General features: G+C 69.8%; 24 protein-coding genes. 13 read left to right on the top strand and 11 right to left on the bottom strand.

Going from position 1 to position 25808, the window contains the following annotated elements; all coding sequences use genetic code 11:
- Window positions 1–122 precede the first annotated feature (122 nt).
- The 3 genes from pdxH (at window position 123) to QZM15_RS29200 (ending at window position 3435) form a co-directional block, all read left to right on the top strand.
- Entirely contained in the window at window positions 123–767 is a 645-nt protein-coding gene (gene pdxH / locus QZM15_RS29210) for a pyridoxamine 5'-phosphate oxidase (RefSeq protein ID WP_059644820.1), read from the top strand.
- Window positions 768–892: 125 nt separating this feature from the next.
- The gene (locus tag QZM15_RS29205; RefSeq protein ID WP_059644817.1) at window positions 893–2113 is read left to right on the top strand and encodes a cyclopropane-fatty-acyl-phospholipid synthase family protein; all 1221 of its coding nucleotides are present in this window, start codon (window positions 893–895) and stop codon (window positions 2111–2113) included.
- Window positions 2114–2136: 23 nt separating this feature from the next.
- Window positions 2137–3435, top strand: coding sequence for a DUF72 domain-containing protein (locus QZM15_RS29200; protein ID WP_302107774.1), 1299 nt, complete (start codon window positions 2137–2139; stop codon window positions 3433–3435).
- Window positions 3436–3457: 22 nt separating this feature from the next.
- On the opposite strand, the gene msrA is transcribed toward QZM15_RS29200, so the two are convergent.
- Window positions 3458–4018 (bottom strand): peptide-methionine (S)-S-oxide reductase MsrA, encoded by a 561-nt coding sequence (gene msrA / locus QZM15_RS29195; RefSeq protein ID WP_124863894.1) that lies wholly within the window; start codon window positions 4016–4018, stop codon window positions 3458–3460.
- Window positions 4019–4234: 216 nt separating this feature from the next.
- Window positions 4235–4468 (bottom strand): hypothetical protein, encoded by a 234-nt coding sequence (locus QZM15_RS29190; protein ID WP_244166556.1) that lies wholly within the window; start codon window positions 4466–4468, stop codon window positions 4235–4237.
- A gap of 112 nt (window positions 4469–4580) precedes the next feature.
- On the opposite strand from QZM15_RS29190, the gene QZM15_RS29185 reads away from it, so the two are divergent.
- The 3 genes from QZM15_RS29185 (at window position 4581) to QZM15_RS29175 (ending at window position 7448) form a co-directional block, all read left to right on the top strand.
- A complete protein-coding gene (locus QZM15_RS29185) occupies window positions 4581–5987 on the top strand; it encodes a selenium-binding protein SBP56-related protein (RefSeq protein ID WP_059721409.1) in 1407 nt (468 codons plus the stop codon).
- Window positions 5984–6649: a hypothetical protein gene (locus QZM15_RS29180; RefSeq protein WP_099316759.1), complete on the top strand. Its 666-nt coding sequence runs from the start codon at window positions 5984–5986 to the stop codon at window positions 6647–6649. Before QZM15_RS29185 ends, QZM15_RS29180 begins: the two co-directional genes overlap by 4 nt.
- Before the next feature lie 289 nt (window positions 6650–6938).
- Window positions 6939–7448, top strand: a complete 510-nt coding sequence (locus tag QZM15_RS29175; protein ID WP_059578443.1) for a flavin reductase family protein — start codon at window positions 6939–6941, stop codon at window positions 7446–7448.
- Here QZM15_RS29175 and QZM15_RS29170 read toward each other — a convergent pair.
- Complete coding sequence (locus QZM15_RS29170; RefSeq protein WP_006477992.1) at window positions 7435–7935, bottom strand: Lrp/AsnC family transcriptional regulator; 501 nt, start codon at window positions 7933–7935, stop codon at window positions 7435–7437. The genes QZM15_RS29175 and QZM15_RS29170 overlap by 14 nt on opposite strands.
- 129 nt (window positions 7936–8064) lie before the next feature.
- On the opposite strand from QZM15_RS29170, the gene kynB reads away from it, so the two are divergent.
- The 3 genes from kynB to kynA all read left to right on the top strand — a co-directional run bounded on the left by kynB (window position 8065) and on the right by kynA (window position 11014).
- Window positions 8065–8706, top strand: coding sequence for an arylformamidase (gene kynB / locus QZM15_RS29165; protein WP_302107773.1), 642 nt, complete (start codon window positions 8065–8067; stop codon window positions 8704–8706).
- Window positions 8707–8737: 31 nt separating this feature from the next.
- Window positions 8738–9988 (top strand): kynureninase, encoded by a 1251-nt coding sequence (kynU, locus tag QZM15_RS29160; RefSeq protein ID WP_099316958.1) that lies wholly within the window; start codon window positions 8738–8740, stop codon window positions 9986–9988.
- 90 nt (window positions 9989–10078) lie between these two features.
- Entirely contained in the window at window positions 10079–11014 is a 936-nt protein-coding gene (gene kynA, locus QZM15_RS29155; RefSeq protein ID WP_302107782.1) for a tryptophan 2,3-dioxygenase, read from the top strand.
- Between the two features lie 20 nt (window positions 11015–11034).
- On the opposite strand, the gene QZM15_RS29150 is transcribed toward kynA, so the two are convergent.
- The 4 genes from QZM15_RS29150 to mdlC all read right to left on the bottom strand — a co-directional run bounded on the left by QZM15_RS29150 (window position 11035) and on the right by mdlC (window position 16749).
- Entirely contained in the window at window positions 11035–12441 is a 1407-nt protein-coding gene (locus QZM15_RS29150) for an MFS transporter (protein WP_302107772.1), read from the bottom strand.
- Window positions 12442–12701: 260 nt separating this feature from the next.
- On the bottom strand, window positions 12702–13646 hold the full coding sequence (locus QZM15_RS29145; protein WP_226225594.1) for a ketopantoate reductase family protein: 945 nt from the start codon (window positions 13644–13646) through the stop codon (window positions 12702–12704).
- Window positions 13647–13660: 14 nt separating this feature from the next.
- Entirely contained in the window at window positions 13661–15112 is a 1452-nt protein-coding gene (locus QZM15_RS29140) for an aldehyde dehydrogenase (protein WP_302107771.1), read from the bottom strand.
- A 29-nt stretch (window positions 15113–15141) separates the two neighbouring features.
- The gene (mdlC, locus tag QZM15_RS29135; RefSeq protein ID WP_302107770.1) at window positions 15142–16749 is read right to left on the bottom strand and encodes a benzoylformate decarboxylase; all 1608 of its coding nucleotides are present in this window, start codon (window positions 16747–16749) and stop codon (window positions 15142–15144) included.
- Between the two features lie 99 nt (window positions 16750–16848).
- Here mdlC and QZM15_RS29130 point away from each other — a divergent pair, with 99 nt between their 5' ends.
- The 4 genes from QZM15_RS29130 (at window position 16849) to QZM15_RS29115 (ending at window position 21994) form a co-directional block, all read left to right on the top strand.
- The gene (locus QZM15_RS29130) at window positions 16849–17760 is read left to right on the top strand and encodes a LysR family transcriptional regulator (protein ID WP_185723065.1); all 912 of its coding nucleotides are present in this window, start codon (window positions 16849–16851) and stop codon (window positions 17758–17760) included.
- A gap of 175 nt (window positions 17761–17935) precedes the next feature.
- Window positions 17936–19330, top strand: coding sequence for a D-arabinitol 4-dehydrogenase (dalD, locus tag QZM15_RS29125; protein WP_060966723.1), 1395 nt, complete (start codon window positions 17936–17938; stop codon window positions 19328–19330).
- 105 nt (window positions 19331–19435) lie between these two features.
- Window positions 19436–20917, top strand: a complete 1482-nt coding sequence (gene xylB, locus QZM15_RS29120) for a xylulokinase (RefSeq protein WP_059644785.1) — start codon at window positions 19436–19438, stop codon at window positions 20915–20917.
- A 63-nt stretch (window positions 20918–20980) separates the two neighbouring features.
- Window positions 20981–21994, top strand: a complete 1014-nt coding sequence (locus QZM15_RS29115) for a sugar-binding transcriptional regulator (protein ID WP_089465099.1) — start codon at window positions 20981–20983, stop codon at window positions 21992–21994.
- A 100-nt stretch (window positions 21995–22094) separates the two neighbouring features.
- Here QZM15_RS29115 and QZM15_RS29110 read toward each other — a convergent pair whose 3' ends face one another.
- From QZM15_RS29110 to QZM15_RS29095, 4 genes are read right to left on the bottom strand one after another with little or no spacing between them, the layout of a single operon-like run.
- Window positions 22095–23204 (bottom strand): ABC transporter ATP-binding protein, encoded by a 1110-nt coding sequence (locus QZM15_RS29110; RefSeq protein ID WP_089465288.1) that lies wholly within the window; start codon window positions 23202–23204, stop codon window positions 22095–22097.
- Between the two features lie 60 nt (window positions 23205–23264).
- The gene (locus QZM15_RS29105; protein WP_099316961.1) at window positions 23265–23942 is read right to left on the bottom strand and encodes an HAD family phosphatase; all 678 of its coding nucleotides are present in this window, start codon (window positions 23940–23942) and stop codon (window positions 23265–23267) included.
- A gap of 32 nt (window positions 23943–23974) precedes the next feature.
- Window positions 23975–24826, bottom strand: coding sequence for a carbohydrate ABC transporter permease (locus tag QZM15_RS29100; RefSeq protein ID WP_059578484.1), 852 nt, complete (start codon window positions 24824–24826; stop codon window positions 23975–23977).
- On the bottom strand, window positions 24823–25776 hold the full coding sequence (locus tag QZM15_RS29095) for a carbohydrate ABC transporter permease (RefSeq protein ID WP_099316769.1): 954 nt from the start codon (window positions 25774–25776) through the stop codon (window positions 24823–24825). The genes QZM15_RS29100 and QZM15_RS29095 overlap by 4 nt, the downstream gene beginning before the upstream one ends.
- Window positions 25777–25808: the final 32 nt, after the last annotated feature.

The raw sequence follows: 25808 nt of genomic DNA, 5'->3' as shown, positions 1-25808 counted from the left end.
AGGAAAACGTAAGTCGTGCAGCCCTCTATTCTGCCTGAACTCCCCCGCTCCCACGCGCCACCGCGCACGCACGATTCTCGCGCGTTCGCTATACTGGCCCCAGATTGAAGCGTTTGCATAACATGACGACTCTCGCCGATCTTCGGATCAACTATTCGCGCGCTTCGCTCGACGAAGCCGATGCCGCCCCCGACCCCTTCGCCCAGTTCGATCGCTGGTTCAAGGAGGCGCTCGCCGCCAAGCTGCCCGAGCCGAACACGATGACGCTCGCGACCGTCGGCGCCGACGGCCGGCCGTCGGCCCGGATCGTGCTCATCAAGGGCGTCGACGAACGCGGGTTCGTCTTCTTCACCAATTACGAAAGCCGCAAGGGGCACGATCTGGCCGTGCATCCGCACGCCGCGCTGCTGTTCTACTGGATCGAGCTCGAGCGCCAGGTACGCATCGAAGGCCGGATCGAGAAAACCAGCGCGGAAGAAAGCGACCGCTATTTCGCGTCGCGCCCGCTCGGCTCGCGCATCGGCGCGTGGGCGTCGGACCAGAGCACCGTGATCGACAGCCGCGCGACGCTCGAAGCGCGCGAAAAGGCCGTCGGCGAACGCTATGGCGACAACCCGCCGCGCCCGCCGCACTGGGGCGGCTACCGCCTCGTGCCCGACGCGATCGAGTTCTGGCAGGGGCGCCCGTCGCGGCTGCACGACCGCCTGCTCTATACGCGCGACACCGCGGCAGCGTCGGGCTGGACGATCTCGCGCCTGTCGCCGTAAGCGCGGCGCCGGCGCATGCCGGTCGTGTTCCGGGTTGCATCCGGGCGCCCGCGCCGCACGCACGCGGCGGGCGCCGGTCAGGATACTTGGCTGTATTCGATTCAACGAACAAACGGAGAATCCAAATGTTCTGGGAAAAGAAGCTGGCACAGTGGGCGGACGAAGTACGGGCAAAAGCGAACATACCGGCGCGCCTCGTGCTGTGGAACGGCGATCAACTCGATTTCGGCACCTTCAGCGCGCCGCAGGTCACGCTGAAGGTGAACAGCGCGTCGGCGCTGCCGCTGCTGCTCGAACCGAGCCTCGACAACCTCGGCGAGGCATACGTGAAGGGCAAGATCGATATCGAAGGCAAGCTGTCGGACATCATCAACATCGGCTACTCGCTCGCGCGCAGCACCGTGACGAGCGCGAGCAAGCTCGCACGCGTGAAGCGCTACTTCAATCACACGAAGAGCACCGACAAGAAAGCGATCCAGTACCACTACGACGTCTCGAACGAGTTCTACAAGCTGTGGCTCGACGAGAACATGGTGTACTCGTGCGCGTACTTCGAGAACGGCGACGAGGATCTCGCCACCGCGCAGATCAAGAAGATCGACCACATCCTGACGAAGATCCAGCTGCAGCCCGGCCAGCGCCTGCTCGACATCGGCTGCGGCTGGGGCGCGCTCGTGCTGCGCGCCGCGCAGAAGTTCGGCGCGACGTGTCTCGGCGTGACGCTGTCGCAGAACCAGTTCGACCTCGCGACCGCGCGCGTGAAGGCGGCGGGGCTGGAAGACAAGATCGAGATTCGTCTGCAGGATTACCGCGAGATCGAAGGCCAGTTCGACCGCATCACGAGCGTCGGGATGTTCGAGCACGTCGGGCGCAAGAACCTGCCGCTCTATTTCTCGCGCATCCGCGAGCTGCTGACCGACGACGGCATCGCGATGAACCACGGGATCACGTCGACCGACGCGGAAAGCGGCGAAACCGCGCTCGGCGGCGGCGAATTCATCGACCGCTACGTGTTCCCGGACGGCGAGCTCCCGCACATCAGCCTCGCGCTCGAAGCGGCGCAGCGCGGCGGGCTCGAGGCGGTTGACGTCGAAAGCCTGCGCCGGCACTATGCGCGCACGCTCGACATCTGGACGGAAAACTTCGAGGCGAAAGCCGAGGAAGCGCGAAAGCTCGTCGACGACGAAAAATTCCGCATCTGGCGCGTGTATCTCGCCGGCTGCGCGTATGCGTTCGAGCACGACGACGTGTCGATCTTCCAGATCGTGTGCCGCAAGGCCGGGCGCAGCGCGAAAACGCTGCCGTGGTCGCGGCGCTACATGTACGAACACGCGCTGCCGCGCTAGGCGGCGCATCACGCTGGGCATGCATGGGTGACGGCAGGACGCGGCGCAAGGCGCCGCCGCAACGACAGCGGCACGACGACGCCGACGAGTCGCACGCCGACGGACAGTTCGATCTGTTCGGCGTGCCGACGGACGCCGAACGCACGTCGCCGGTGGACGGCGACCACTCCGCCAGCCCCGACGAGCCCGTGACGCCGGACGCAGCGAAAGACCCTCGACCGGCGCCGCCCGCCCGTACGACCGCCCGCCCCGCCGCCGAAGACGCCCCCGCCCCGTCGTCCGGCCTGCTGTGGGACGAACCGCCGTCGGCGGTCGCCCCGCCAAAGAAAGGCCGCCGCAAGCGCGGCGTGCTGCCCGCGCCGGTCTCGGCGGACGTCGCCGAAGTCGCGGCCGGCCTGCCGCCGAACGTGCGGCTCGGCACGTCGTCGTGGTATTTCCCCGGCTGGAACGGCATCGTCTACGACGGCGACTTCGCGCAGACGAAGCTGTCGCGCGAAGGGCTCGAAGCGTATGGCGCGCATCCGCTGCTGAAAAGCGTGAGCCTCGACCGGTCGTTCTACGGCCCGCTGTCGGTGGCCGACTACCTGCGCTACGCGCAGCAGGTGCCCGACGATTTCCGCTTCGTCGTGAAGGCGCCGGCCGCGGTGACCGACGCGGTGATCCGCGGCCGGCGCGGCGAACCGTCCGGGCCGAACCCGACGTTCCTCGATGCGCCGCTCGCGACCCGCGAATTCGTCCAGCCGTGCCTCGAAGGGCTCGGCCGGAAAGCCGGCGTGCTCGTGTTCCAGTTCTCGCCGCTGCCCGATCAACTGCTCGCGCAGCCGGCCGCGCTGATCGACCGGCTCGCCGCGTTCTTCGCGGCGCTGCCGCCGTTGCCGCCGGACGCCGACGGCACGCGCTACGCGATCGAGATCCGCGACGCGAGCCTGCTCACGCCGCGCTTCATCCGCGCACTGGCCGCGCTCGGCGTGCGCTACTGCGTCGGCTTGCACGCGCGGATGCCCGACCCGCTGCGCCAGGCCGCCGCGCTCGCGCTGCTCGATGGCGACGCGCCGGGCCCGCTGATCGTGCGCTGGAGCCTGCACGGCGGCTTCAAGTACGAGCAGGCGAAAGCGAAATACGAGCCGTTCGACAAGCTCGTCGACGAGGATCCGGCCACGCGCTCGGCGCTCGCCGAACTGGCCGCGCGCTACGCGCTGGCCGGGCAGCCGGTGATCATCACGATCAACAACAAGGCGGAAGGCTCGGCACCGCTGTCGTGCCTCGCGCTCGCACGCGAAATCGCCGCCGCGTGCGCGCAGTGGCGCAACGAGGCGGCGTGACGCCGGTTGCCGCGGCCGACGCTCAGGCGCCGCGCAGCGACTTCAGCCGGTGCGAGAACCTCTGCCGGAATTTCGCGAGCTTCGGCCCGATCACGACCGAGCAATAGCCCTGCCCCGGGTTGCGCGCGTAATAGTTCTGATGATAGTCCTCGGCCGGCCAGTAGTTGCCGTCGAGCGGCACGACCTGCGTGACGATCGGCTGGCCGAACACCTGTTCGCGCTCGAGCTCGCGGATCACGTCGAGCGCCGTATCGCGCTGCGCATCCGAGTGCGTGAACACGACCGACCGGTACTGCGTGCCGACGTCGTTGCCCTGCCGGTTCAACTGGGTCGGATCGTGCGTCGCGAAGAAAATCTCAAGGATCTCGCGATAACCGATGCGCGCCGGATCGAACGTCACGTTGACGACTTCCGCGTGGCCCGTGTCGCCTTCGCAGATGTCGCGATAGCCCGGATTGCGCGTATGACCGCCCGCGTAACCCGACTGGACCGCCGTCACGCCGTCGACGTCGAGAAACACGGCCTCCGTGCACCAGAAACACCCGCCTCCGAGCGTCGCGGTTTCAAGCATTTCGTTCCCCATGAAATCAGCCTCTCGTGGATGATGGCAGCCGGCACACGCGTGCCGACTGCCACGGTTTCGCATCGCCGCTGCCGGCCCGCGGTGCGGGACGCGGCGGCACTCCGGCAAGTATCTCACTCGCGCGCTAAACTGGCAGATCGGCCAGGCGTCACACGCGACCGGCAGCGTATTTCTCGTCTACACTAGGCACGCGCACGCGGCGGTCAACCCGCCTCGTCAACCCAGCGTCCGATGCATGCCCGACCCCGATGCCAACACCATCTGCCGGAACATCGATATGCACGCCTTAACAGACATCGCCTGCGTCGCGGCCCCGCTCGCCGCTACGTCAATCGCACCTTCGCGGTGGCGCGTGCCCGTTTCACGGAGCGCGCCGCGCGGCAACCCGTCGCCTTTTCCCGCTTTCACGACCTGATGCACGGCATCGCGCGCGTCGCCGACGCGTTGCATTCGCCTGCCGCTCGCTCCGCCGGCATGATGCGCGCCGCGCGGCCACCGCAGTCCGCACGTCCGCAACGAACGGCCGTGCGTCCACGATCCGACACCTTCGAGAGACACCACCATGAGCATGCGGCCTGACCCGACGTTTCACGCTTCGCCCGAGCTTGCGATGCAGGCGCCGGCGGAAGAGTTTGCCTATACGTTGTTGCTGAGCCCCGATTTTTCCAGACCCGACGCGCTCGCCGTGATCGACGTGAAGCCCGGTTCGTCGACGTACGGCAAGATCGTGCATACGGTGACGATGCCGAACACCGGCGACGAGTTTCACCATTTCGGCTGGAATGCGTGCTCGTCGTCGCTGTCGCCGCTCACCGGCCATGCGTTCCTCGAGCGCCGCTTCCTGATCATCCCCGGCCTGCGCTCGTCGCGCATCTACGTGATCGACACGAAGCCGCATCCGACGCAGGCGCGCATCCACAAGATCATCGAGCCCGACGAGATCTTCGCGAAAACCGGCTATTCGCGGCCGCACACCGTGCATTGCGGCCCCGAGGGCATCTACGTGAGCACGCTCGGCGGGGCGGGCAAGGACGGCACCGACGGTGCGCCCGGCATCTTCATCATGGATTGCGAAACCTTCGACGTGCTCGGCCGCTGGGAAATCGACCGCGGCCCGCAGGACAAGCACTACGACTTCTGGTGGAACCTGCCGCGCGACTACATGGTGTCGAGCGAATGGGCGCTGCCGCCGCAATTCGAGAACGGGATCGTCCCCGAGGATCTGCTCGCGAACAAGTACGGGCACCGGCTGCATTTCTGGGATCTGCGCGCGCGACGCAACGTGCAGACGATCGATCTCGGCGCGCAGCACCAGATGGCGCTCGAGGTGCGGCCCGCGCACGACCCGGTGCGCGAGTACGGATTCGTCGGCGTCGTGGTCGATACGACCAATCTCGAAGGCTCGATCTGGACCTGGTGGCGCGAAGGCGGCAAGTTCCATGTGAAGAAGACCGCGACGATCCCGGCCGAGCCGGCGGCGGCCGACGAGTTGCCGCCGCTGCTGCAAGGATTCGGCGCGGTGCCGCCGCTCGTGACCGACATCGACCTGTCGCTCGACGACCGCTTCCTGTACGTGTCGTGCTGGGGCACCGGCGAGATGCGCCAGTACGACGTGTCGGACCCGCACCACCCGGTGCTCGCCGGGTCGGTGCGCATCGGCGGCATCGCGCGCCGTGCGCCGCACTCGAACGGCCGCACGTTCGCGGGCGGCCCGCAGATGGTCGAGATCAGCCGCGACGGCCGGCGCGTGTACTGGACCAACTCGCTCTATTCGACGTGGGACGACCAGTTCTATCCGGACGGCGTGCCGGCCGCGCAGGTGCTCGCGCACGCGGGGCCGGACGGCGGGCTGACGCTCGCCGACGACTACTGGGTCGAATTCCCCGACGGCTATCGCGCGCACCAGATCCGGCTCGAAGGCGGCGACTGCTCGACCGACTCGTTCTGCTATCCGTCGGTCAAGCGTTGAGCGCCGGGCTTCATGCGCCGTTCGCGCTGTGGGCGGCCGTGCTCGCGAGCGGCGTCTATCACGGGCTCAACCCGGCGATGGGCTGGCCGCTCGCGGTGTCGAACGCGCTGATGACGCGCCGCGGCGGCGCGCTCGTCGCGGCGCTCGGCTATCTCGCGCTCGGTCATGCGCTCGCCGTCTTCGCGGTGATGCTGCCGTTCGGGCTGCTCGCCGCGCTGCTCGCGTGGCAGACGGCGATCCGGATCGGCGCGAGCGCGCTCGTGATCGGCTTCGGCGCGGTGCTACTGATCCGGCGCCGGCATCCGCGGGCGCTCGCGCGGATTCCGCCGGCGCGGCTCGGCCTGTGGTCGTTCGCGGTCGCGCTCGCGCACGGCGCGGGGCTGATGCTCGTGCCGATCTACCTCGGCCTCTGCGGGCTCGACCGCGATGCCGGCCACCGCGCGGCGGCGATGCTCGTCGATGCGCATCTCGGGATGGCGCTCGTCGTCGCGGCCGTGCACGCGGCCGCGATGATCGCCGCCGGCGGCGGGCTCGCATGGCTCGTGTACCGCTATCTCGGGCTGAAGTTCGTGTCGCGGAGCTGGTTCAATCTCGACACGGTGTGGGCGTCGAGCCTGATCGTGACGGGGGCGCTGTCGCTCGGGCTGGCGGCGGCGCGATAGCGCGGGTCGCGCTGCGATGCAATGCCCGGCAGCGCAATCCGGCGCCGGGACGAACGGCCGCACCGTCAAAAAGCGTGACGGAACGGCGATGCCGGCCGCGCGCCGCACTGTTCGCTACGTCACCCTGCCGTCACGATGCGCCGCCCGACCGGGCCCGGCGGCCCCGATTCCGCTAAAATCGGGCCATGCGCACCCCTTCCTCATCGACCGCCTTGTCGTCTTTCGTCCGCCGCGCCTGTCGCACCCGCGCCGTGTCGCGCCCGCCCGTCCCGTTCCGGATGGCTGCCCGATGAGCCACGCCAATCCGCCGGATTTCGACTCGGCCGCCTTCCGGCAGGCGCTCGGCCAGTTCGCGACGGGCGTGACGGTGATCACGACGCAGGCGCCCTCCGGCCAGTTGATCGGCATCACCGCCAGCTCGTTCAATTCGGTTTCGCTCGATCCGCCGCTCGTGCTGTGGAGCCTCGCGCACAAATCGGCGTCGACGCCGGTGTTCCGCGGCAACAGCCATTACGTGGTGAACGTGCTCGCGGCGTCGCAGCTCGACCTGTGCAAGCGCTTTTCGACCTACAAGGGCGACCGCTTCGAAGGGATCGCGCACGCGGCCGGCAACTCGGGGATGCCCGTGCTCGACGGCGCGCTCGCGTGGTTCGAATGCCACAACCGCAGCCGCTACGACGAAGGCGACCACGTGATCTTCGTCGGCGAAGTGGAACGCTGCGGCGTGCGCGCCGTATCGGACGCCGCCCCGCCGCTCGTGTTCCACGGCGGCGGCTTCCACGGCCTCACACCGCTTTGATCGCCCCCGTGCGCGCAAGGCCGACCGGCGCGCCGGCTTCGTCCTTCAGCGTCTGCAGCACGATGTTCGAACGGATGTCCATCACGCCCGGCGCCTTGTACAGGCGGTTCAGCACGAAATCCGAATAGTGCTTGAGGTTGTGCGCGAGCACGCGCAGCAGATAGTGGCTCTCGCCCGTCACGACGAACGCGCCGACCACCTCCGGCCATTCGCGCAGCGCTTCCGCGAAGCGCTCGTGCCATTGATTCTCTTCGTTGCGCATCGACACCTGCACGAACGCCTCGAGCTCGAAGCCGAGCTTCTCGCGGCTCAGGCACGCGCGATAGTGCTCGATCACGCCCTGCTCCTCGAGCAGGCGCATGCGGCGCAGGCAGGCGGATGGCGAAAGCGAAATGCGTTCGGCCAGGTCGAGATTGCTGATTCTGCCCTCCTCCTGCAATACCGCCAGAATCCGGCAGTCGGTGGCATCGAGCGTGATCGCGTGCATTTTTGGTCCCCGTTTTCCCTCTGAGTCGAATTATCTGCCAATCCGGCGGATTGTCCATGTTTATTTCGCAAGCACTTTCTGCGAGCGTCCACCTATCATTCGATGCATCGATTCACGATTCGTCATGCCATGGACACACTCTGGGACATCTCGCCGCCCGTCAGCCCCGCCACCCCCGTGTGGCCGGGCGATACGCCGGTTTCCGTCGAGCGCGTGTGGCGGATGGAGGCCGGTTCGCCGGTCAACGTCGCGCGCCTGACGCTGTCGCCGCACACGGGCGCGCACTGCGACGCGCCGCTGCACTACGACGCCGACGGCGCGCCGATCGGCGCGGTGCCGCTCGACACCTATCTCGGCCCGTGCCGCGTGATCCATTGCATCGGCGCGGCGCCCGTCGTGCGGCCGGCCGATATCGCGGCCGCGCTCGACGGCGTGCCGCCGCGCGTGCTGCTGCGCACGTATGCGCGCGCCGCGGTCGAACGATGGGACAGCCATTTCTGCGCGGTCGCGCCCGACACCGTCGATCTGCTCGCCGTGCATGGCGTCAAGCTGATCGGCATCGACACGCCGTCGCTCGACCCGCAGGAATCGAAGACGATGGATGCGCATCATCGTGTGCGCGCGCACCGGATGGCGATCCTCGAAGGCATCGTGCTCGACGACGTGCCGCCCGGCGACTACGAATTGATCGCGCTGCCGCTGAAGTTCGCGACACTCGACGCGAGCCCCGTGCGCGCGGTGCTGCGCGCGCTGCCCGCCCGCGCCGCCTGACTACCCCGACCTACGACCCCACATCATGATGATCAAGACCCGTGAAGACGCGCTCGCGCTCGACCGCGACGACCCGCTGGCCCCGCTGCGCGACCAGTTCTCGCTGCCCGACGGCGTGATCTACCTCGACGGCAATTCGCTCGGCGCGCAGCCGCGCGCGTCGGCCGCCCGCGCGCAGCAGGTGATCGGCGCCGAATGGGGCGACGGCCTGATCCGCAGCTGGAACACGGCCGGCTGGTTCGCGCTGCCGCGCCGCCTCGGCGACAAGCTCGCGACGCTGATCGGCGGCGCGCCCGGCGAAACGGTCGTGACCGACACGATCTCGATCAACCTGTTCAAGCTGCTGTCGGCGATGCTGCGCCACCAGGCCGAGCGCGCGCCCGAGCGCCGCGTGATCGTGTCGGAACGCTCGAACTTCCCGACCGACCTGTATATCGCGCAGGGGCTGATCGAACAGCTCGGCGGCGGCTACGAGCTGCGCCTGATCGACGATCCGGCCGACCTGCCCGGCGCGCTCGGCGCGGACACGGCCGTCGCGATGATCACGCACGTGAACTACCGCACCGGCTACATGCACGACATGCCGGCCGTCACGCAGCTCGTGCACGACGCGGGCGCGCTGATGCTGTGGGACCTCGCGCACTCGGCCGGCGCGGTGCCGGTCGACCTGAACGGCGCACGCGCGGACGGCGCGGTCGGCTGCACGTACAAGTACCTGAACGGCGGCCCCGGCTCACCCGCGTTCGTGTGGGTGCCGCAGCGTCACCTCGCGCATTTCTCGCAGCCGCTGTCGGGCTGGTGGGGCCATCGCGCGCCGTTCGCGATGCAGCCGGGCTTCGCGCCGGATCCGGGCATCGCGCGCTTCCTGTGCGGCACGCAGCCGATCGTGTCGATGTCGATGGTCGAATGCGGGCTCGACGTGTTCCTGCAGACCGACATGGATGCGATCCGCCGCAAGTCGCTCGCGCTGACCGACGCGTTCATCGCGCTCGTCGAAGCGCGCTGCGCGGGCCTGTCGCTGAAGCTCGTCACGCCGCGCGCGCATCACCAGCGCGGCTCGCAGGCGAGCTTCGAGCATCCGCACGGCTACGAGGTCATGCAGGCGCTGATCGCGCGCGGCGTGATCGGCGACTACCGCGAGCCGTACGTGCTGCGCTTCGGCTTCACGCCGCTCTATACGCGCTTCGCCGACGTGTGGGATGCGGTCGAGACGCTGCGCGACATCCTCGCCACCGATGCGTGGAAGGCGCCCGAATTCGCCGAACGCGGCGCGGTGACCTGAGCGGTCTTGCGCGGCACGCCGCCGTTGCAGGCGGCGCACGCGCCGCGCGTTCGTCATTCAAATCTGGAGAAAGTCGTGAATTCTGGTCATATGCAGCCGCCCGGCGGCGACGCGCCGGCAGGCTGCCCGTTCTCGGGCGCACGCGCCGCCCAACCGGCGCAAGCCGCGCATGAAGCGCCGCACGTGCCGGGCGAGGCGGACACGCAAGCCGGCTGGCACAACGCGCAACTCGATTTCTCGAAGTCGATGAGCTACGGCGACTACCTGTCGCTGAATTCGATCCTCGACGCGCAGCATCCGCTGTCGCCCGATCACAACGAGATGCTGTTCATCATCCAGCATCAGACGAGCGAGCTGTGGATGAAGCTCGCGCTGTTCGAGCTGCGCGGCGCGCTCGATGCCGTGCGCACCGACGCGCTGCCGCCCGCGTTCAAGATGCTTGCGCGCGTGTCGCGCATCCTCGAGCAACTGGTGCAGGCGTGGAACGTGCTGTCGACGATGACGCCGTCCGAGTATTCGGCGATGCGGCCGTATCTCGGCCAGTCGTCGGGCTTCCAGTCGTACCAGTATCGCCAGCTCGAATTCCTGCTCGGCAACAAGAACGCGCAGATGCTGCAGCCGCATGCGCACCGGCCGGACATCCTCGAACAGGTGCGCGCGACACTCGAGGCGCCGTCGTTCTACGACGAGGTCGTGCGCCTGCTCGCGCGGCGCGGGTTCGCGATCGCGGCGGAGCGGCTCGAGCGCGACTGGACGCAGCCGATGCGGCACGACGAGACGGTCGAGGCCGCATGGCTCGAGGTCTATCGTCATCCGCAGCAGCACTGGGAGCTGTACGAGATGGCCGAGGAACTGGTCGATCTCGAGGATGCGTTCCGCCAGTGGCGCTTCCGTCACGTGACGACAGTCGAACGCATCATCGGCTTCAAGCAGGGCACGGGCGGCACGAGCGGCGCGCCGTACCTGCGCAAGATGCTCGACGTCGTGCTGTTCCCCGAGCTCTGGCACGTGCGCACCACGCTGTAACGCGCGTCACGCGCCCGCCGTCACGACGACGTGCGGGCGAGTTCCTCCCCTTCGCGCGGCTGAGCCGGCGCGCGCGACAGCCGCGGAATGTGCCGCCGCACCGCGAGCAGCGCGACGCACACCACGCCCATCGCGACGGCCAGCATCGTCAGGTACGCGCCCGCGCCGCCCGACGTGATCACGATCGCGCCCGCGAACGCACTGAGGATCGCGCCGAGCCGGCCGAACGCGAGCGCGCTCGCGGTGCCCGTCGCGCGTACGGCCGTCGGGTAGATGTACGCGCAGAGCGCATACATCGTCGACTGCACCGCGTTGACGAACAACCCGTGCAGGCCGAGCCCGACGATCAGCCAGCCCGTGTGGCGGCTCGCATCGACACCCATCAGCCACACCGCGCTCGCCGCGCCGCCGATGCTGCACAGCGCGAGCGGCCAGCGCGAGCCCGCATGCGCGATCGCCCATGCGCACAGCAGCGCGCCGATCACGCCGCCGAGGTTGTACGCGGTGAGCCCCGAGCCCGCGACCGACACGCTCAACCCGCTCGCCGCGAGCATCGTCGGCAGCCAGCTGAACGCCGCATACACGGCGAGCAGGCACATGAAGAACGCGCACCACAGCGCGATCGTGTCGCGCGCCTGCCCGCTCGCGAACAGCGCGCCGAAGCCGCCGCGGCCGCCCGGCGCGCGAGCGTCCTTCATATCGGTGAACACCGTGCCCGGCGCGACCGGCCGCCGCATCCGCGCGAGCAGCGCGCCGAGTTCCGGCCAGCGTGCGGGACGCCGTGCCAGATAACGCGGCGATTCCGGCAATGCGCGCACGAGCACGAAGCCGAGCACGAGCGGCAACGCGCCGCCCGCGAAGAACAGCCCGCGCCAGCCGTAGCGCGGCAGCACCTCGTGCGCGAACAGGCCGGCCAGCATCCCGCCGAGCGGCACGCAGACGATCGTCGCGGTCACCATCATCGTGCGGCGCCGCGCGGGCGTGTATTCGGCGGTCATCGTCGTGGCCGTCGGCAGCGCGCCGCCGATCCCGAGCCCCGCGCAAAAGCGCAGTATCGCGATCGTCGCGACGTCGGGCGCGAACCCGATCGCGCAGGTCGCGAGGCCGAACAGGAATACGCTGCCGATCACGGCCTGGCGGCGACCGAAGCGGTCCGCGACGATCCCCGCGCACGCGCTGCCGATCCCCATGCCGACCAGCCCCGCCGCGACGGCCGGCGCGAACGCGCCGCGCGCGATGCCCCATTCGCGGATCAGCACGGGAATCGCGAAACCGATCAACTGGCCGTCGAAGCCGTCGAGCACGATCGCGAGCGCGGCGAGCAGCACGACGCAGCGCTGCATCGGCGTGAACGGCCCGTCGTCGAGCGTCGTGCCGATGTCGACCGACGGCGGCAGCCGTTCATTCAGGGCGTCGGTCGTGCTCATGCGGCCTCCGATGCACCGCGCGCCGGCGGCAAGATGCGCGGACGGCGCGCGACGAGACAACGGCATTCGATGGTTTTCATGGCGTCTCCGGTTGTCCGGGCTGACGCACGCAAGCGTGCCCGGATCTCATGCTGTGCAGTCGACCGGCGCCCATCGATCGGCGCCGGTGCGTTGTCCCACCCTTCACGATCCATTGCCGTCGCTTCGCGGGCGCGGCATCCGTATCGTCACGCGGCGCCAGCCGGCCGCCGGCCCGTTGCTCAGTTCGCCCGTGCGTCGATCAACCGGACCAGCGCGAGCAGCGTCTCCGCATGCGGCACCGCGACGCCCGTTTCGCGCGCGGCCGCGACGACCTTGCCGCTGATCGCGTCGATTTCGGTGCGGCGGCCCGCGAGCACGTCCTGCAGCATCGACGGGCGATGGCCGCGATGGTCGCGGATCGCATGCTCGACGTTGCGCGCGATCCGCGCGCCGTCGACCGCGATGCCCTTCGCGTGCGCGACGGCGGCGGTCTCAGCCGCGAGCGCGAGCGCGAGCCGCGGCCCGTCGTGATGATGGCCGAGCTGGTCGACGGTGCAGCCCGTCGCCGCGCACACCGTGTTGAGCGCCGCGTTGAACGCGACCTTCTCCCAGATCGCGGCCCACACGTCGGCGTCGAGCGTGCAGGCGAGCCCCGCGCGCGACAGCGCGTCGGCCACGGCCGCCGCGAACGGGCGCGCCGCGCCGTCGGCCGTCATCATGCGGACCGTGCCGGCGCCGTGCGAGCGCACGTGCGCGGGCCCGGCCGCATCGGCCGGCCACGTCGTCACGCCGACCAGGATGCGCTCGATCGGCACGAACGCATTCACCGTCTCGACGTTGCCGAGCCCGTTCTGCAGCGTCAGCACGAACGTGTCCGGCGTCAGCAGCGCGCGCACGCCGTCGAGCGCCGCCCGCGTGTGCAGCGATTTCGTGAAAACGATCAGCAGGTCGAACGGCGTGTCGGGCGCGGCGGCCGCGTCCGCATTCGCGGCTTCCGGCCGCATGGCGTGCAGCGTGCGAATGCGCCGTTCGCCGCGGTCGTCGTCGATGCGCAGCCCGTCGCGGCGGATCGCTTCGAGATGCGCGTCGTTCACGTCGATCAGCGTGACGGCTTCGCCGCTTTCGGCGAGCCGCCCGCCGAACAGCGAGCCCATCGCGCCCGCGCCCAGAATCGCAATCTTCATCGTCGGCGGCCTCGTCAGAACGGATAGTGGCGCGGCGCCGTCTGCACCGTGATCCAGCGCAGGTCCGTGAACGCGGCGATGCCGGCCTTGCCGCCGAAGTGGCCGAAGCCGCTGTCCTTCACGCCGCCGAACGGCATCTGCGCCTCGTCGTGCACGGTCGGGCCGTTCACGTGACAGATGCCCGATTCGATGCGTGCGGCGACGCGCAGCGCCCGCGCGACGTCGCGGCTGAACACGGCCGACGCCAGCCCGAACGCGTTGTCGTTCGCGCAGCGGATCGCGGCCTCCTCGCCGTCGACGCGCACGATGCCCTTCACCGGGCCGAACGATTCCTCCGCATAGAGACGCATCGCCGGCGTCACGTGGTCGAGCAGCGTGGCCGGGAACAGCGTGCTGTCGGCCTTGCCGCCGCACACGAGCGTCGCGCCGTGCGCGAGCGCATCGTCGATCAGCGCGTTGCAGCGCTCGACGGCCTTCGTGTCGATCAGCGACCCGAGCACGACCGGCCCGTTGCGCGGGTCGCCGAGCGGCAGCGACGCGGCCTTGTCGGCGAGCTTCGCGACGAATGCATCGGCGATCGATGCGTCGACGACGATGCGCTCGGTCGACATGCAGATCTGCCCGGAATTCGCGAATGCGCCGAATGCGGCCGCGGCGACCGCCGCGTCGAGATCGGCATCGTCCAGCACGACAAACGGCGCCTTGCCGCCCAGTTCCAGCACCGACGGTTTCAGGTGGCGCGCGCACGCTTCGGCGACGATCCGGCCGACCCGCGTCGAGCCCGTGAAATTCACGCGGCGCACGGCCGGGTGTGCGATCAGTGCGTCGACGACGGCGCCCGCATCGTCGGGCGCGTTCGTCACGAAGTTGACGACGCCCGGCGGCAGCCCGGCCTCCTGCATCGCCTCGACGACCAGCCCGTGCGTGACGGGGCACAGCTCCGAGCCTTTCAGCACGATCGTGTTGCCGCACGCGAGCGGCAGCGCGAGCGCGCGCGTCGCGAGAATCACCGGCGCATTCCACGGCGCGATGCCGAGCACGACGCCGGCCGGCTGCCGCACGCCCATCGCGAGCGAGCCCGGCACGTCGGACGGAATCAGCTCGCCGCCGACCTGCGTGGTCAGCGACGCGGCCTCGACGAGCCCGCTCGCCGCGAGCTGCACGTTGAAGCCGGCCCACAGCGCGGACGCGCCCGTCTCGGCCGCCATCGCGGCGACGAACTGCTCGTGCTTCGCTTCGAGCGCGGCGGCCGCTTTCAGCAGCCATGCGCGCCGCGCGCCGGGGCCGAGCGCGGCCCAGCCGGGCAACGCGCGGGCGGCCGCGTCGGCCGCCGCGCGCGCATCGTCGGCGGTGGCCGCGGGCGCGGCCGACGCGATTTCGCCGTCGAGCGGGTTGCGGCGCACGAAGGTCGCGCCGCTGGACGAGTGCCGGCGTTCGCCGCCGATCAGCATCGCTACGGTTTGCATGGAATCTCCGGAAAGACGCGCGCGGCGCATCAGGCAATCTCGACTTCGACGACGACCGGCGTCGCCGCACGCAGCGCGTCGGCCAGCGTATCGCGCAGGAGCGCTGCATCGGCCACGCGTACGCCGCGGCAGCCCATCCCTTGCGCGAGCGCGACGAAATCCAGGTCGGGCAGATCGGTGCCCTGCACGGGGTCGCCGGGGCCGAAGCCGAACACGGGCGCGAAATCCTGCAGCGCCGCATACCGCCGGTTGTTCAGGATCACGAACGTGATCGGCAGCTTCAGTTGCGCGGCGCTCCACAGCGCCTGGATCGAATACAGGCTCGAGCCGTCGCCGATCAGCCCGATCACGCGCCGGCCCGGCCGCGCGAGCGCGACACCGACGGCGGCCGGCATCCCGTAGCCGAGCCCGCCGCTGTCCATCGTGTAGAACGTGCCGCTGCGCGTGAACGGCAGATGTTCCTGCATCACCGGCCGCGCGCTCGGCGCCTCCTCGACGACGATGTCCTGTGCGTCGCGCACGTCCGCGAGCGTCTGCAGCGCGAACGCGACCGACATGCGCGCGCCGGCGGCAGGCGCGTCGACGCGGACACGCGGCGCGCGCGGCGCGGGCATCGGCCGCTGGGGCGGCGCGGGCCGCGCCAGCAGATCGCGCGCGGCGAGCCGCAGGTTGCCGACGACCGCATCGCCCGACGGCGTCCACGCGGCGACGCCCGGATCGTCGACGAGCTGCACGAGCGTCGCGCCCGGCGGCACGTGCGGGCCGGAGCCTTCGATGTGATAGGTGAACGCGGGCGCGCCGAACGCGAACACGAGATCGTGCCCGTCGAGCCGCGCGACGATCTTCTCGCGGATCGCGGGCAGGAAGCCGGCGAACAGCGGATGGTCCTCCGGAAAACTGCAGCGCCCCGACATCGGCGCGACGTACACGCGCGCACGGTGCCGCTCGGCAAGGCGCACGGCGTCATCCCACGCGCCCGCGCGATCGACGGACGCGCCGACCACGAACGCCGGGCGCCGCGCGGCGTCGAGCGCGTCGCCGAGCCGCGCGAGCGCGTCGGGATCGGGCCGCACGATGCTGCTGACGTCACGGCGCGGCAGCCGTTCGGCCGGCTGGTCCCAGTCGTCGACGGGAATCGACACGAACACGGGGCCGCGCGGCTCCTGCATCGCGATCCGGTACGCACGCGCGATCGCGGCCGGCACGTCTTGCGCGCGCGCGGGCTCGATGCTCCATTTCACGTACGGCTTCGGCAGCTCGGCGGCCTGCGTCGCGCCGAGGAACGGATCGAACGGCAGAATCGCGCGCGCCTGCTGGCCCGCGGTGACGATCAGCGGCGTGCGGTTCCTGAACGCGGTGAAGAGATTGCCCATCGCGTTGCCGACGCCCGCCGCCGAATGCAGGTTCACGACGGCCGCACGGCCGGTGGCCTGCGCGTGGCCGTCCGCCATGCCGACCACGACGGCCTCCTGCAGGCCGAGCACGTAGCGGAAATCGTCGGGAAAATCGCGGAACATCGGCAGCTCGGTCGAGCCGGGGTTGCCGAACACGCGGTCGATGCCGAACTGGCGAAACAGATCGATGACGGCGTCGCGAACGGTGATCGGCGCGGCGGATTGGGACGGGGTGCCGGACATGCTCGGGCGTCTCCTCGATGGCTTGGCGGTTTCCACAGTATCGAAGCGCAGGCCATTCACGGATACTGTATTTTTTGCCAAAAGCCATTACGTCCCGGCATGACTTTCGATCTCCGACAATTGCACGCGTTCACGACCATCGTCGCGTGCGGCAGCCTGGGCCGCGCCGCCGACGCGCTGCATGTCACGCAGCCGGCGCTGAGCCGGATCCTGAAGCGGCTCGAGGCGCAGGTCGGCGCGCCGCTGTTCGAACGCCATTCGAAGGGCGTTCAGCTCACGGCGTTCGGCGAAGCGTTGCTGCCGCACGCGACGCTGCTGCAGCACGAGGCCGAGCATGCGCGCGAGGAACTCGACGCGATGCGCGGGTTCGCAAAAGGCACGATCAAGGTCGGCACGGTGGGCAGCATCGCGAGCCTCGTGCTGCCGGTCGCGGTCGGCCGCGTGCTCGACCGCTGGCCGAACCTGCGCGTCGAAATCATCGAAGGCGTGTGGGACCGGCTCGCGCAAGGGCTGGTCAAGCACGAGATCGACCTCGCGCTGTCCGCGCACGGGCCAGACACCGACGAGATCGTCGCGATCCCCGAGTGCCGCTGGGAAGATCGCAGCCATATCGTTGCGGCGCCGCACCATCCGCTGCGCGCGCTCGGCCGGCCGCCGACGCTCGCCGATACGCTGCACGCGCGCTGGGCGATTCCGCCGCGCGGCACCGCGCCGTTCGACCACATGCGCGCGACCTTCGAAGCGCACGGGCTGCCGTTGCCCGACATCGCGGTCGAGACGCGTTCGGTCATCACGCTGAAAAGCCTGGTCGCGCATGCGGGATTCCTCAGCTGGATGGCCGAGCCGATGGTCGGCGCCGAACGGCGCGCCGGCACGATCGACACGCTGCCGGTGCGCGAGGTCGTCGCGGTGCGCACGCTCACCGCGTTCCGGCGCCGCCACGGGATCCTGCCGGGGCCGGCCGGCAAGCTGCTCGACGAACTCGTCGCACTCACGCGCGAAGGGCGCTGACGCCTTTTCCCACCGGCCCCGCCGCGCCCGCCCTGCCCCGCACGCCGCCGCAGCGCACCATCGAAATGCCGTTTCCGCGCCTTGACTTTCGTTCGCCCGAATACGATCATTCGCTCACACAAAGAGCAAAAGATCGTATTCGACGAAACAGACAGGCAGGAACAGGAGACACCGGATGAGCGAATCGCCCGCCGCCCACGCGCCCGTGCTGCTGCACATCGGCGCGGGCTCGTTTCACCGCGCGCATCAGGCGTGGTATCTGCATCGCGTGAACGCGGCCGTGCCGGCCGACGAACGGTGGTCGCTGACCGTCGGCAACATCCGCGACGACATGCGCGCGACGATGGACGCGCTGGCCGCCCAGCACGGCGCTTACACGCTCGAAACCGTCACGCCGCAAGGCGAACGCGCGTACGAGACGATTCGCGCGATCACCCGCGTGCTGCCATGGTCGATCGACCTCGCCGCGCTGATCGACGCCGGCGCCGATCCGGCCTGCCGGATCGTGTCGTTCACCGTCACCGAAGGCGGCTACTACCTCGACGAACACAACCGGCTCGACGTCGCGAACGCCGATCTCGCCGCCGACCTGCAGGGCGCGCGCACGACGCTGTACGGTGCGCTCGCGGCGCTGCTCGCCGAACGCGTGAAACGCGGCGCGGGCCCGCTCACGCTGCAAAGCTGCGACAACCTGCGCAACAACGGCGCGCGCTTTCGCGCGGGCATGCGCGAATTCCTCGAACGGCGCGGCGAAGGCGGGCTGCTCGCATGGTTCGATGCGAACGTCGCGACGCCCAGCGCGATGGTCGACCGCATCACGCCGCGCCCGACCGACGACGTGCGCGAGCGCGTGCGTGCGGCCACCGGCATCGACGACGCGTGCCCGGTGATGGGCGAATCGTTCATCCAGTGGGTGATCGAGGACCGCTTCGCGGCCGGCCGGCCGCGCTGGGAGCTGGCCGGCGCCGAACTCGTCGACGACGTGCATCCGTACGAGGAAGCGAAGATCCGCATCCTCAACGCGACGCACAGCTGCATCGCGTGGGCCGGCACGCTCGCGGGCTACACCTACATCCACGAAGGCACGCACGACGCGGCGATCCGCCGCTTCGCGCACGACTACGTGACGCAGGACGTGATCCCGTGCCTGACGCCGAGCCCGCTCGATCTCGCGCGCTACCGCGACGTCGTGCTCGAGCGCTTCGGCAATCCGTACGTGCTCGACACGAACCAGCGCGTCGCGGCCGACGGCTTCTCGAAGATCCCCGGCTTCATCGCGCCGACGCTCGTCGAATCGTTCGCGCGCGGCGCCGCGCCGGTCGCCACGGCCGTGCTGCCCGCGCTGTTCCTGCGCTTTCTCGAACGCTGGGCGCGCGGCACGCTGCCGTATGCGTACCAGGACGGCGTGATGGACGACGGCGCCGCACGCGCGATCGTCGAAGCCGACGACCCCGTCGTCGCGCTGTGCGCGAGCCGCGCCTTGTGGGGCTCGCTCGCCGGCAACGCCGCGCTGCTCGACGCGTTGCGCGCCGGGCTCGCGCGCGTCGATGCCTGGCTCGCGGCGCGCTGACGACCCGCGCGCCGATGCCCGGCCGCGCGGCCGGGCGAACCCGCTTGGCACAGGCCGTGCGGCCCGGCTAAAGTAGCGGCTCCTCACCGACCGAACGGATCGCTCATGTATCTCGGCATCGACCTCGGCACCTCGGAAGTGAAGGTGCTGCTGCTGGCCCCGGACGGCACGGTGGTCGGCACCGCGGGCTCGCCGTTCACCGTATCGCGCCCGCACCCGCGCTGGGCGGAACAGCATCCGGACGACTGGTGGCAAGGCACGCTCGCCGCGCTCGCGGCGCTGCGCGAACGGCATCCCCAGGCGTTCGCGCAGGTGCGCGGCATCGGCCTGTCGGGCCAGATGCACGGCGCCGTGCTGCTCGGCCGCGACGACCGCGTGCTGCGCCCCGCGATCCTGTGGAACGACATGCGCAGCGCCGACGAATGCGCGCTGCTCACCGAACGCGCGCCCGATCTCCACGCGCTCGCCGGCAACCTCGCGATGCCCGGCTTCACCGCGCCGAAGCTGCTGTGGGTCGCGAAGCACGAACCCGACGTGTTCGCGGCGACCGCGTGCGTGCTGATGCCGAAGGACTACCTGCGGTTCCGGCTGACGGGCGCGAAAGTGTCCGATCCGTCGGACGCGGCCGGCACGCTGTGGCTCGACGTCGCACGCCGCGACTGGTCCGATGCGCTGCTCGCCGCGTGCGGGATGACGCGCGAACAGATGCCGCGCATCGTCGAAGGCAACGCGCCGTCCGGCACGCTGCGCGCGGACGTCGCGCGCGAGCTCGGGCTGTCCGAGGCCGTGCTGGTCGCGGGCGGCGGCGGCGACAACGCGACGAGCGCGCTCGGCATCGGCGCGATCCACGCGGGCGACGGCTTCGTGTCGCTCGGCACGTCCGGCGTGCTCAGCGTGGTCGGCGACCGCTTCATGCCGAATCCCGCGTCGGCCGTGCATGCGTTCTGCCATGCGATTCCGGATCGCTGGCAACTGATGAGCGTCGTGCTGTCGGCCGCGAGCTGCCTGCGCTGGGTGTGCAAGCTGACCGGCACCGACGAACCCGCGCTGCTCGCCGAAGTCGAGGCGCTCGACCCCGACGCGCTCGCGGCGGCCCCGCTGTTCCTGCCCTACCTGTCCGGCGAACGTACGCCGCACAACGATCCGTACGCGCAAGGCGTGTTCTTCGGGATGACGCACGCGACCGAGCGCGCGCATCTCGGCTACGCGGTGCTCGAAGGCGTGACGCTCGGCCTCGCCGACGGCCTCGATGCGCTGCACGCGGCCGGCGTCGAAACCGACCAGTTGTCGCTGATCGGCGGCGGCGCGCGCAGCGCGTTCTGGGCGCAACTGATCGCGGACGCGCTGAACGTGCGCACGCGCCAGATCGGCGGCGGCGAAACGGGCGCGGCGCTCGGCGCGGCACGGCTCGGCTGGCTGGCCGCCGGCGGCGATCCGCATACGGTGCTGACCAAGCCGCCGGTGCGCGCCGAATACGCACCGGACGCCGCCCGCCATGCGCGGCTGCGCGAACGCCTCGATGCGTTCCGCACGCTGTACCGCCACGTGCGGCCGCTGTACGAGCCGTCGCGCGCACGGCTCGCGTAGGCGCCGCGCTCGCGCGGGCCGCCGCCGGCCGCGCGCGCGACATGCGTTACAGTGGATGCCGTCATGCGGCCCGCCGGCCGGCCCGCGGGGCGGCCCCCCGATCCGAACCGAATCGCTATCGTGTCCAAGTCCTCAGAAAAACTCGATCTCGCCACGCGCGCCGCGTGGCTCTATTACGTCGCGGGCGACACGCAGAACGAAATCGCCGAAAAGCTGCAGGTGTCGCGCCCCGTCGCGCAGCGCCTCGTCGCGTTCGCGGTCGAGAAGAACCTGATCCGCGTACGCGTCGACCATCGGCTCGCCGATTGTCTCGACCTCGGCGCGCAACTGTCGAAACGCTACGGCCTCGCGATGTGCGAAGTCGTGCCCGTCGACGCCGATGCGCCCGACGCGATCGACCGCAAGCTCGCGGTCGCCGGCGCGCAGGTGATGGAGCGCTACCTGAGCGAAACGCGGCCGATGGTGATCGCGGTCAGCAGCGGCCGGACGCTGAAGGCCGCGGTCGCGCAGATCGCGCAGATCGATCGCCCGCAGCACCGGCTCGTGTCGATGGTCGGCGCGATCGCGGCCGACGGTTCGTCGAACCGCTACGACGTCGCGCAGTACATCTCCGAGAAAACCGGCAGCAAGCATTTCCTGCTGCCCGCGCCGCTGTTCGCCGACAGCGACGCCGAGCGCGCGCAGTGGTGCAATCATCGGCTGTATCGGATCGTCGAGGCGCTGTCCGGCGAGGCCGACGTCGCGTTCGTCGGGATCGGCAACATCGGCCCGCACTGCCCGCTCTACGAGGACGGCTTCATCACCGAACAGGAGCGCGACGAGATGACCGCGCTCGGCGCGGTGGCCGAGCTGCTCGGCGTGCCGATCGACGCGCAGGGCACGCGGATCACCGTGTCGACGAGCGCGCGCGTGACGAGCGTCGCGCTCGCCACGCCGCCGAAGCGGCCGACGATCGCGTTCGCCGGCGGCCCGAGGAAACACGACGCGGTAATCGCCGCGCTGCGCGGCGGCTGGCTGTCGGGCCTCGTCACCGACGAAGCGTGCGCGCGCGCCGCGCTCGCCGCGAAGGCGGCCTGACGCCGCCATAGATCCTGCGCGGCGCTCGGCCGTACCGGCATTGCTTCGCGCTACCGCGGGGGAGGTACGATCGACGCGCAAACCGCCGAACACCGACGCGTCACGCCGCCTTCGCGTGCACGCTCAACCGCCGGAACGCCTGCCCGTTTTCGTCGAACAGATGGCAGTGCTCGGCCTGCGCATGCACGCGCAACGCGTCGCCGGTGCGGTACGTATCGAGCGGCGGAATCCGCGCGATCAGCCCATCCGGCGCGACGGCCGACTCCGCATACAGATACGCGGCGTCGCCGAGCGACTCGACGGCCATCGTCCGCGCGGCGACGCCCGGCGCCGCCGCATCGACCAGCAGGTGCTCGGGCCGCACGCCGACGGTCACCGCCGCGCCGCGCTGCAGCCCCGCCGCGTCCACCGCGACACGCTGCGTCTCGCCGCTGTCGAACCGCACGAGCACGCCGGCCGCATCGGCCGATTCGACCGTGCCCTTCAGGAAGTTCATCTTCGGCGAGCCGATGAAGCCCGCGACGAACTGGTTCGCCGGCGCGTGATACAGCGCGTTCGGCGTGCCGACCTGCTGCACCGCGCCGCCCGACAGCACGACGATCTTGTCGGCGAGCGTCATCGCCTCGACCTGGTCGTGCGTCACGTAGATCATCGTCGTCTTCAGCTCGTCGTGCAGCCGCGCGAATTCCAGCCGCATCTTCACGCGCAGCGCGGCGTCGAGGTTCGACAGCGGCTCGTCGAACAGGAACACCTTCGGCTTGCGCGTGATCGCGCGGCCGATCGCGACGCGCTGCCGCTGGCCGCCCGACAGCTGCTTCGGCTTGCGGTCGAGCAGGTGGTCGATGTGGAGGATCTTCGCGGCCTGCTTCACGGCCTGGTCGATCTCGGGCTTCTTCGCGCCCGCGAGCTTCAGGCCGAACGCCATGTTGTCGTACAGCGTCATGTGCGGGTACAGCGCATACGACTGGAACACCATCGCAATGCCGCGCTTCGCGCTCGGCACGTCGTTGACCTTCGCGCCGTCGATCAGCAGGTCGCCGTTCGAGATGTCCTCGAGCCCGGCGATCATCCGCATCAGCGTGGATTTGCCGCAGCCGCTCGGGCCGACGAACACGACGAATTCGCCGTCGGCGATGTCGAGGTTCACGTTGCGCAGCACTTCGGTGTCGTCGTAGCGCTTCGCGATGTTGCGCAGGAGCACGCTTGCCATGATCTGTCTCCGTTCGTTCGTGATGCGCCGCATCGAGCGGCGCGCATTCGTTCCTGATTGCTAGTTCGGCAGCACCGCGCCCGTCGCCTGCCAGCGCGCGACGTAGCCGGGCAGCTCGTGCATGTCGTCGAATACGTGACGCGCGCCGATGCCGCGCAGCGCGTCGATCTGGGCCGCCGATGCGTGCCCGCCGCCGATGAAGCCGAGCACGGTCATGCCGGCCGCGGCCGCGGCGGTGATGCCGGTCACGCTGTCCTCGACGACGAGGCATTGCGCGGGCACCGCGCCGAGCGTGCGCGCGGCCGCGAGATACACGTCCGGCGCGGGCTTCGGCCGCGCGACCGAATCCGCGCAGAACAGCCGGTCGCCGAAGAAGCGCGCGAGGCCGGTGCGCGCGAGCGCCGCCTCGACGTATGCGCGATAGCTGTTGCTCGCGCAGGCCGTCGTCAGGTCGATCGCGGCCAGCGCCGCATCGATGCCGTCGACCATCGGCGCATTCACGGCCGCGGCCTCGACCGCGCGGCGGATCGCGTCGATATCGTCGTTCGTCAGCGTCCGGCCGACCGCCTCGGACGCACCGGCCAGCACGCGCTCGATGCGCAGCCCGAGCAGCGGCATCACGGCCGGCCGCGCATCGACGCCCGGCCAGCGCGCATCGAGTTCGCGCACGATCACGTCGGCGGCGACGGCCTCGCTGTCGATCAGCACGCCGTCGCAATCGCAGATCAGCACGTTCATGCCGTGACCGACCGCGCCTTTGCTTGCGCCGCTCACTTGACCGCCCCGAACGTGAGCCCGCGCACCAACTGCTTCTGCGACAGCCAGCCGACGATCAGGATCGGCGCGACCGCGAGCAGCGACGCGGCGGACAGCTTCGCCCAGAACAAGCCTTCGGGGCTCGAATACGACGCGATGAACACGGTCAGCGGCGCGGCGTTCGAGCTCGACAGGTTGATGCTCCAGAACGCCTCGTTCCACGACAGGATCACGAGCAGCAGCGCGGTGGACGCGAGCCCCGGCAGCGCCATCGGCATCAGCAGGTAGACGATCTCCTGCCACGTCGACGCGCCGTCGATGCGCCCGGCCTCCAGGATGTCCTTCGGGATCTCGTTGAAGTACGTGAAGGTCATCCACACCGCGATCGGCAGGTTGATCAGCGTGTAGACGATCACGAGCCCCGACACCGTATCGAGCAGCCCCGCGTTCTTCCACAGCAGATAGATCGGCACCAGCACGCCGACCGACGGCATCATCTTCGTCGACAGCATCCACAACAGCACCTTCTGCGTGCGGTGGTTCGGGAAGAACGCCATCGCGTATGCGGCCGGCACCGCGAACAGCAGCGAGATCAGCGTGACGCCGGCCGAGATCAGCACCGAATTCCACGCGAACGCGAAGTAGTTGCTGCGCGCGAACACCTCGCGGAAGCTGTCGAGCGTCGGCATGAACAACAGCGACGACGCGTACGCCTGCTGCTCCGTCTTGAACGCGGTGATCGCCATCCAGAAGATCGGGAAGAACAGCAAGAGCGCGATCAGCCATGCGAGCGCGCCGGGCAGCGCGCGCCGCACGAGGTCGAACACGGCCGGCGTGCGCCGGCCTGCCAGGGTCAGGTCGCTCATTTTTCGTACTCCCCCTTCAGGTTGCGCGCGAGCATCCGCACGAGGAAGAACGACACGACGTTCGCGACCACGACGGCGATGATGCCGCCCGCGGACGCGAGGCCGACGTCGAACTGCTGCAGGCCGAGCGCGTAGATCAGGTACGACAGGTTGGTCGTCGCGTCGCCGGGGCCGCCGCCCGTCGTCGTGTAGATTTCCGCGAAAATCGACAGCAGGAAGATCGTCTCCATCATCACGACCACGGCGATCGCGCGCTTCAGATGCGGCAGCGTGATGTAGAAGAACATCGCGATCGGGCCGGCGCCGTCGATGCGCGCGGCTTCCTTCTGTTCCTGGTCGAGCGACTGGATCGCGGTGAACAGGATCAAAAACGCGAACGGCAGCCACTGCCACGCGACGATGATGATCACCGCGGTCAACGGGTAATCGGCGAACCAGTCGATCGGCGTCATCCCGAGCGCGCGCATCGCGTTCGCGACGAGCCCGTACACCGGATGCAGGATCATGTTCTTCCAGATCAGCGCGGAGACCGTCGGCATCACGAAGAACGGCGCGATCGCGAGCAGGCGCGCGATGCCCTGCCCGTAGAACTTGCGGTCGAACAGCACGGCCATCAGCACGCCGCCGACCACCGTGATCGCGAGCACCGCGCCGATCAGCACGAGCGTGTGCCAGATCGCGGGCAGGAACGACGGATCGGTCGCGAGGAAGCGATAGTTGTCGAACCCGGCGAAGCCCTTCACGTCCGGGTTCAGCAGGTTGTAGCGCGAGAACGAATACCAGATCGTCATCGCGAGCGGAATCGACATCCACAGCAGCAGCACCGCGACGGACGGCGACACGAGCCAGCTCGCGCCGCCGCGCGCACGGCGCGGCGCGCCGGGCGGCGACGACGCGTCGCCGACCGACGGCGCGTGAGCGTGACTCAGGGGAAGACGCAGGTGACGCATGATCGGAGTCCCTCCGGTTGATGCGCGGGCGC

The organism is Burkholderia sp. AU44665, assembly GCF_030504405.1.
In the GTDB taxonomy this organism is placed as follows: Bacteria; Pseudomonadota; Gammaproteobacteria; order Burkholderiales; family Burkholderiaceae; genus Burkholderia; species Burkholderia semiarida.
This window is presented reverse-complemented; position numbering and strand designations above follow the sequence as displayed.

Bases quoted from the DNA above. Each gene is read 5' to 3' on its own strand.
- QZM15_RS29110 (WP_089465288.1), bottom strand. From the start codon at position 23,204: ATGGCAAGCGTGCTCCTGCGCAACATCGCGAAGCGCTACGACGACACC.
- QZM15_RS29105 (WP_099316961.1), bottom strand. From the start codon at position 23,942: ATGAACGTGCTGATCTGCGATTGCGACGGCGTGCTGATCGACAGCGAG.
- kynB (WP_302107773.1), top strand. From the start codon at position 8,065: ATGGACACACTCTGGGACATCTCGCCGCCCGTCAGCCCCGCCACCCCC.
- QZM15_RS29175 (WP_059578443.1), top strand. From the start codon at position 6,939: ATGAGCCACGCCAATCCGCCGGATTTCGACTCGGCCGCCTTCCGGCAG.
- mdlC (WP_302107770.1), bottom strand. From the start codon at position 16,749: ATGTCCGGCACCCCGTCCCAATCCGCCGCGCCGATCACCGTTCGCGAC.
- kynA (WP_302107782.1), top strand. From the start codon at position 10,079: ATGCAGCCGCCCGGCGGCGACGCGCCGGCAGGCTGCCCGTTCTCGGGC.
- QZM15_RS29130 (WP_185723065.1), top strand. From the start codon at position 16,849: ATGACTTTCGATCTCCGACAATTGCACGCGTTCACGACCATCGTCGCG.
- QZM15_RS29150 (WP_302107772.1), bottom strand. From the start codon at position 12,441: ATGAGCACGACCGACGCCCTGAATGAACGGCTGCCGCCGTCGGTCGAC.
- QZM15_RS29140 (WP_302107771.1), bottom strand. From the start codon at position 15,112: ATGCAAACCGTAGCGATGCTGATCGGCGGCGAACGCCGGCACTCGTCC.
- pdxH (WP_059644820.1), top strand. From the start codon at position 123: ATGACGACTCTCGCCGATCTTCGGATCAACTATTCGCGCGCTTCGCTC.
- QZM15_RS29095 (WP_099316769.1), bottom strand. From the start codon at position 25,776: ATGCGTCACCTGCGTCTTCCCCTGAGTCACGCTCACGCGCCGTCGGTC.
- msrA (WP_124863894.1), bottom strand. From the start codon at position 4,018: ATGGGGAACGAAATGCTTGAAACCGCGACGCTCGGAGGCGGGTGTTTC.
- QZM15_RS29185 (WP_059721409.1), top strand. From the start codon at position 4,581: ATGAGCATGCGGCCTGACCCGACGTTTCACGCTTCGCCCGAGCTTGCG.
- xylB (WP_059644785.1), top strand. From the start codon at position 19,436: ATGTATCTCGGCATCGACCTCGGCACCTCGGAAGTGAAGGTGCTGCTG.
- dalD (WP_060966723.1), top strand. From the start codon at position 17,936: ATGAGCGAATCGCCCGCCGCCCACGCGCCCGTGCTGCTGCACATCGGC.
- QZM15_RS29115 (WP_089465099.1), top strand. From the start codon at position 20,981: ATGCGGCCCGCCGGCCGGCCCGCGGGGCGGCCCCCCGATCCGAACCGA.
- QZM15_RS29190 (WP_244166556.1), bottom strand. From the start codon at position 4,468: ATGCAACGCGTCGGCGACGCGCGCGATGCCGTGCATCAGGTCGTGAAA.
- QZM15_RS29200 (WP_302107774.1), top strand. From the start codon at position 2,137: ATGGGTGACGGCAGGACGCGGCGCAAGGCGCCGCCGCAACGACAGCGG.
- QZM15_RS29100 (WP_059578484.1), bottom strand. From the start codon at position 24,826: ATGAGCGACCTGACCCTGGCAGGCCGGCGCACGCCGGCCGTGTTCGAC.
- QZM15_RS29145 (WP_226225594.1), bottom strand. From the start codon at position 13,646: ATGAAGATTGCGATTCTGGGCGCGGGCGCGATGGGCTCGCTGTTCGGC.
- QZM15_RS29170 (WP_006477992.1), bottom strand. From the start codon at position 7,935: ATGCACGCGATCACGCTCGATGCCACCGACTGCCGGATTCTGGCGGTA.
- QZM15_RS29205 (WP_059644817.1), top strand. From the start codon at position 893: ATGTTCTGGGAAAAGAAGCTGGCACAGTGGGCGGACGAAGTACGGGCA.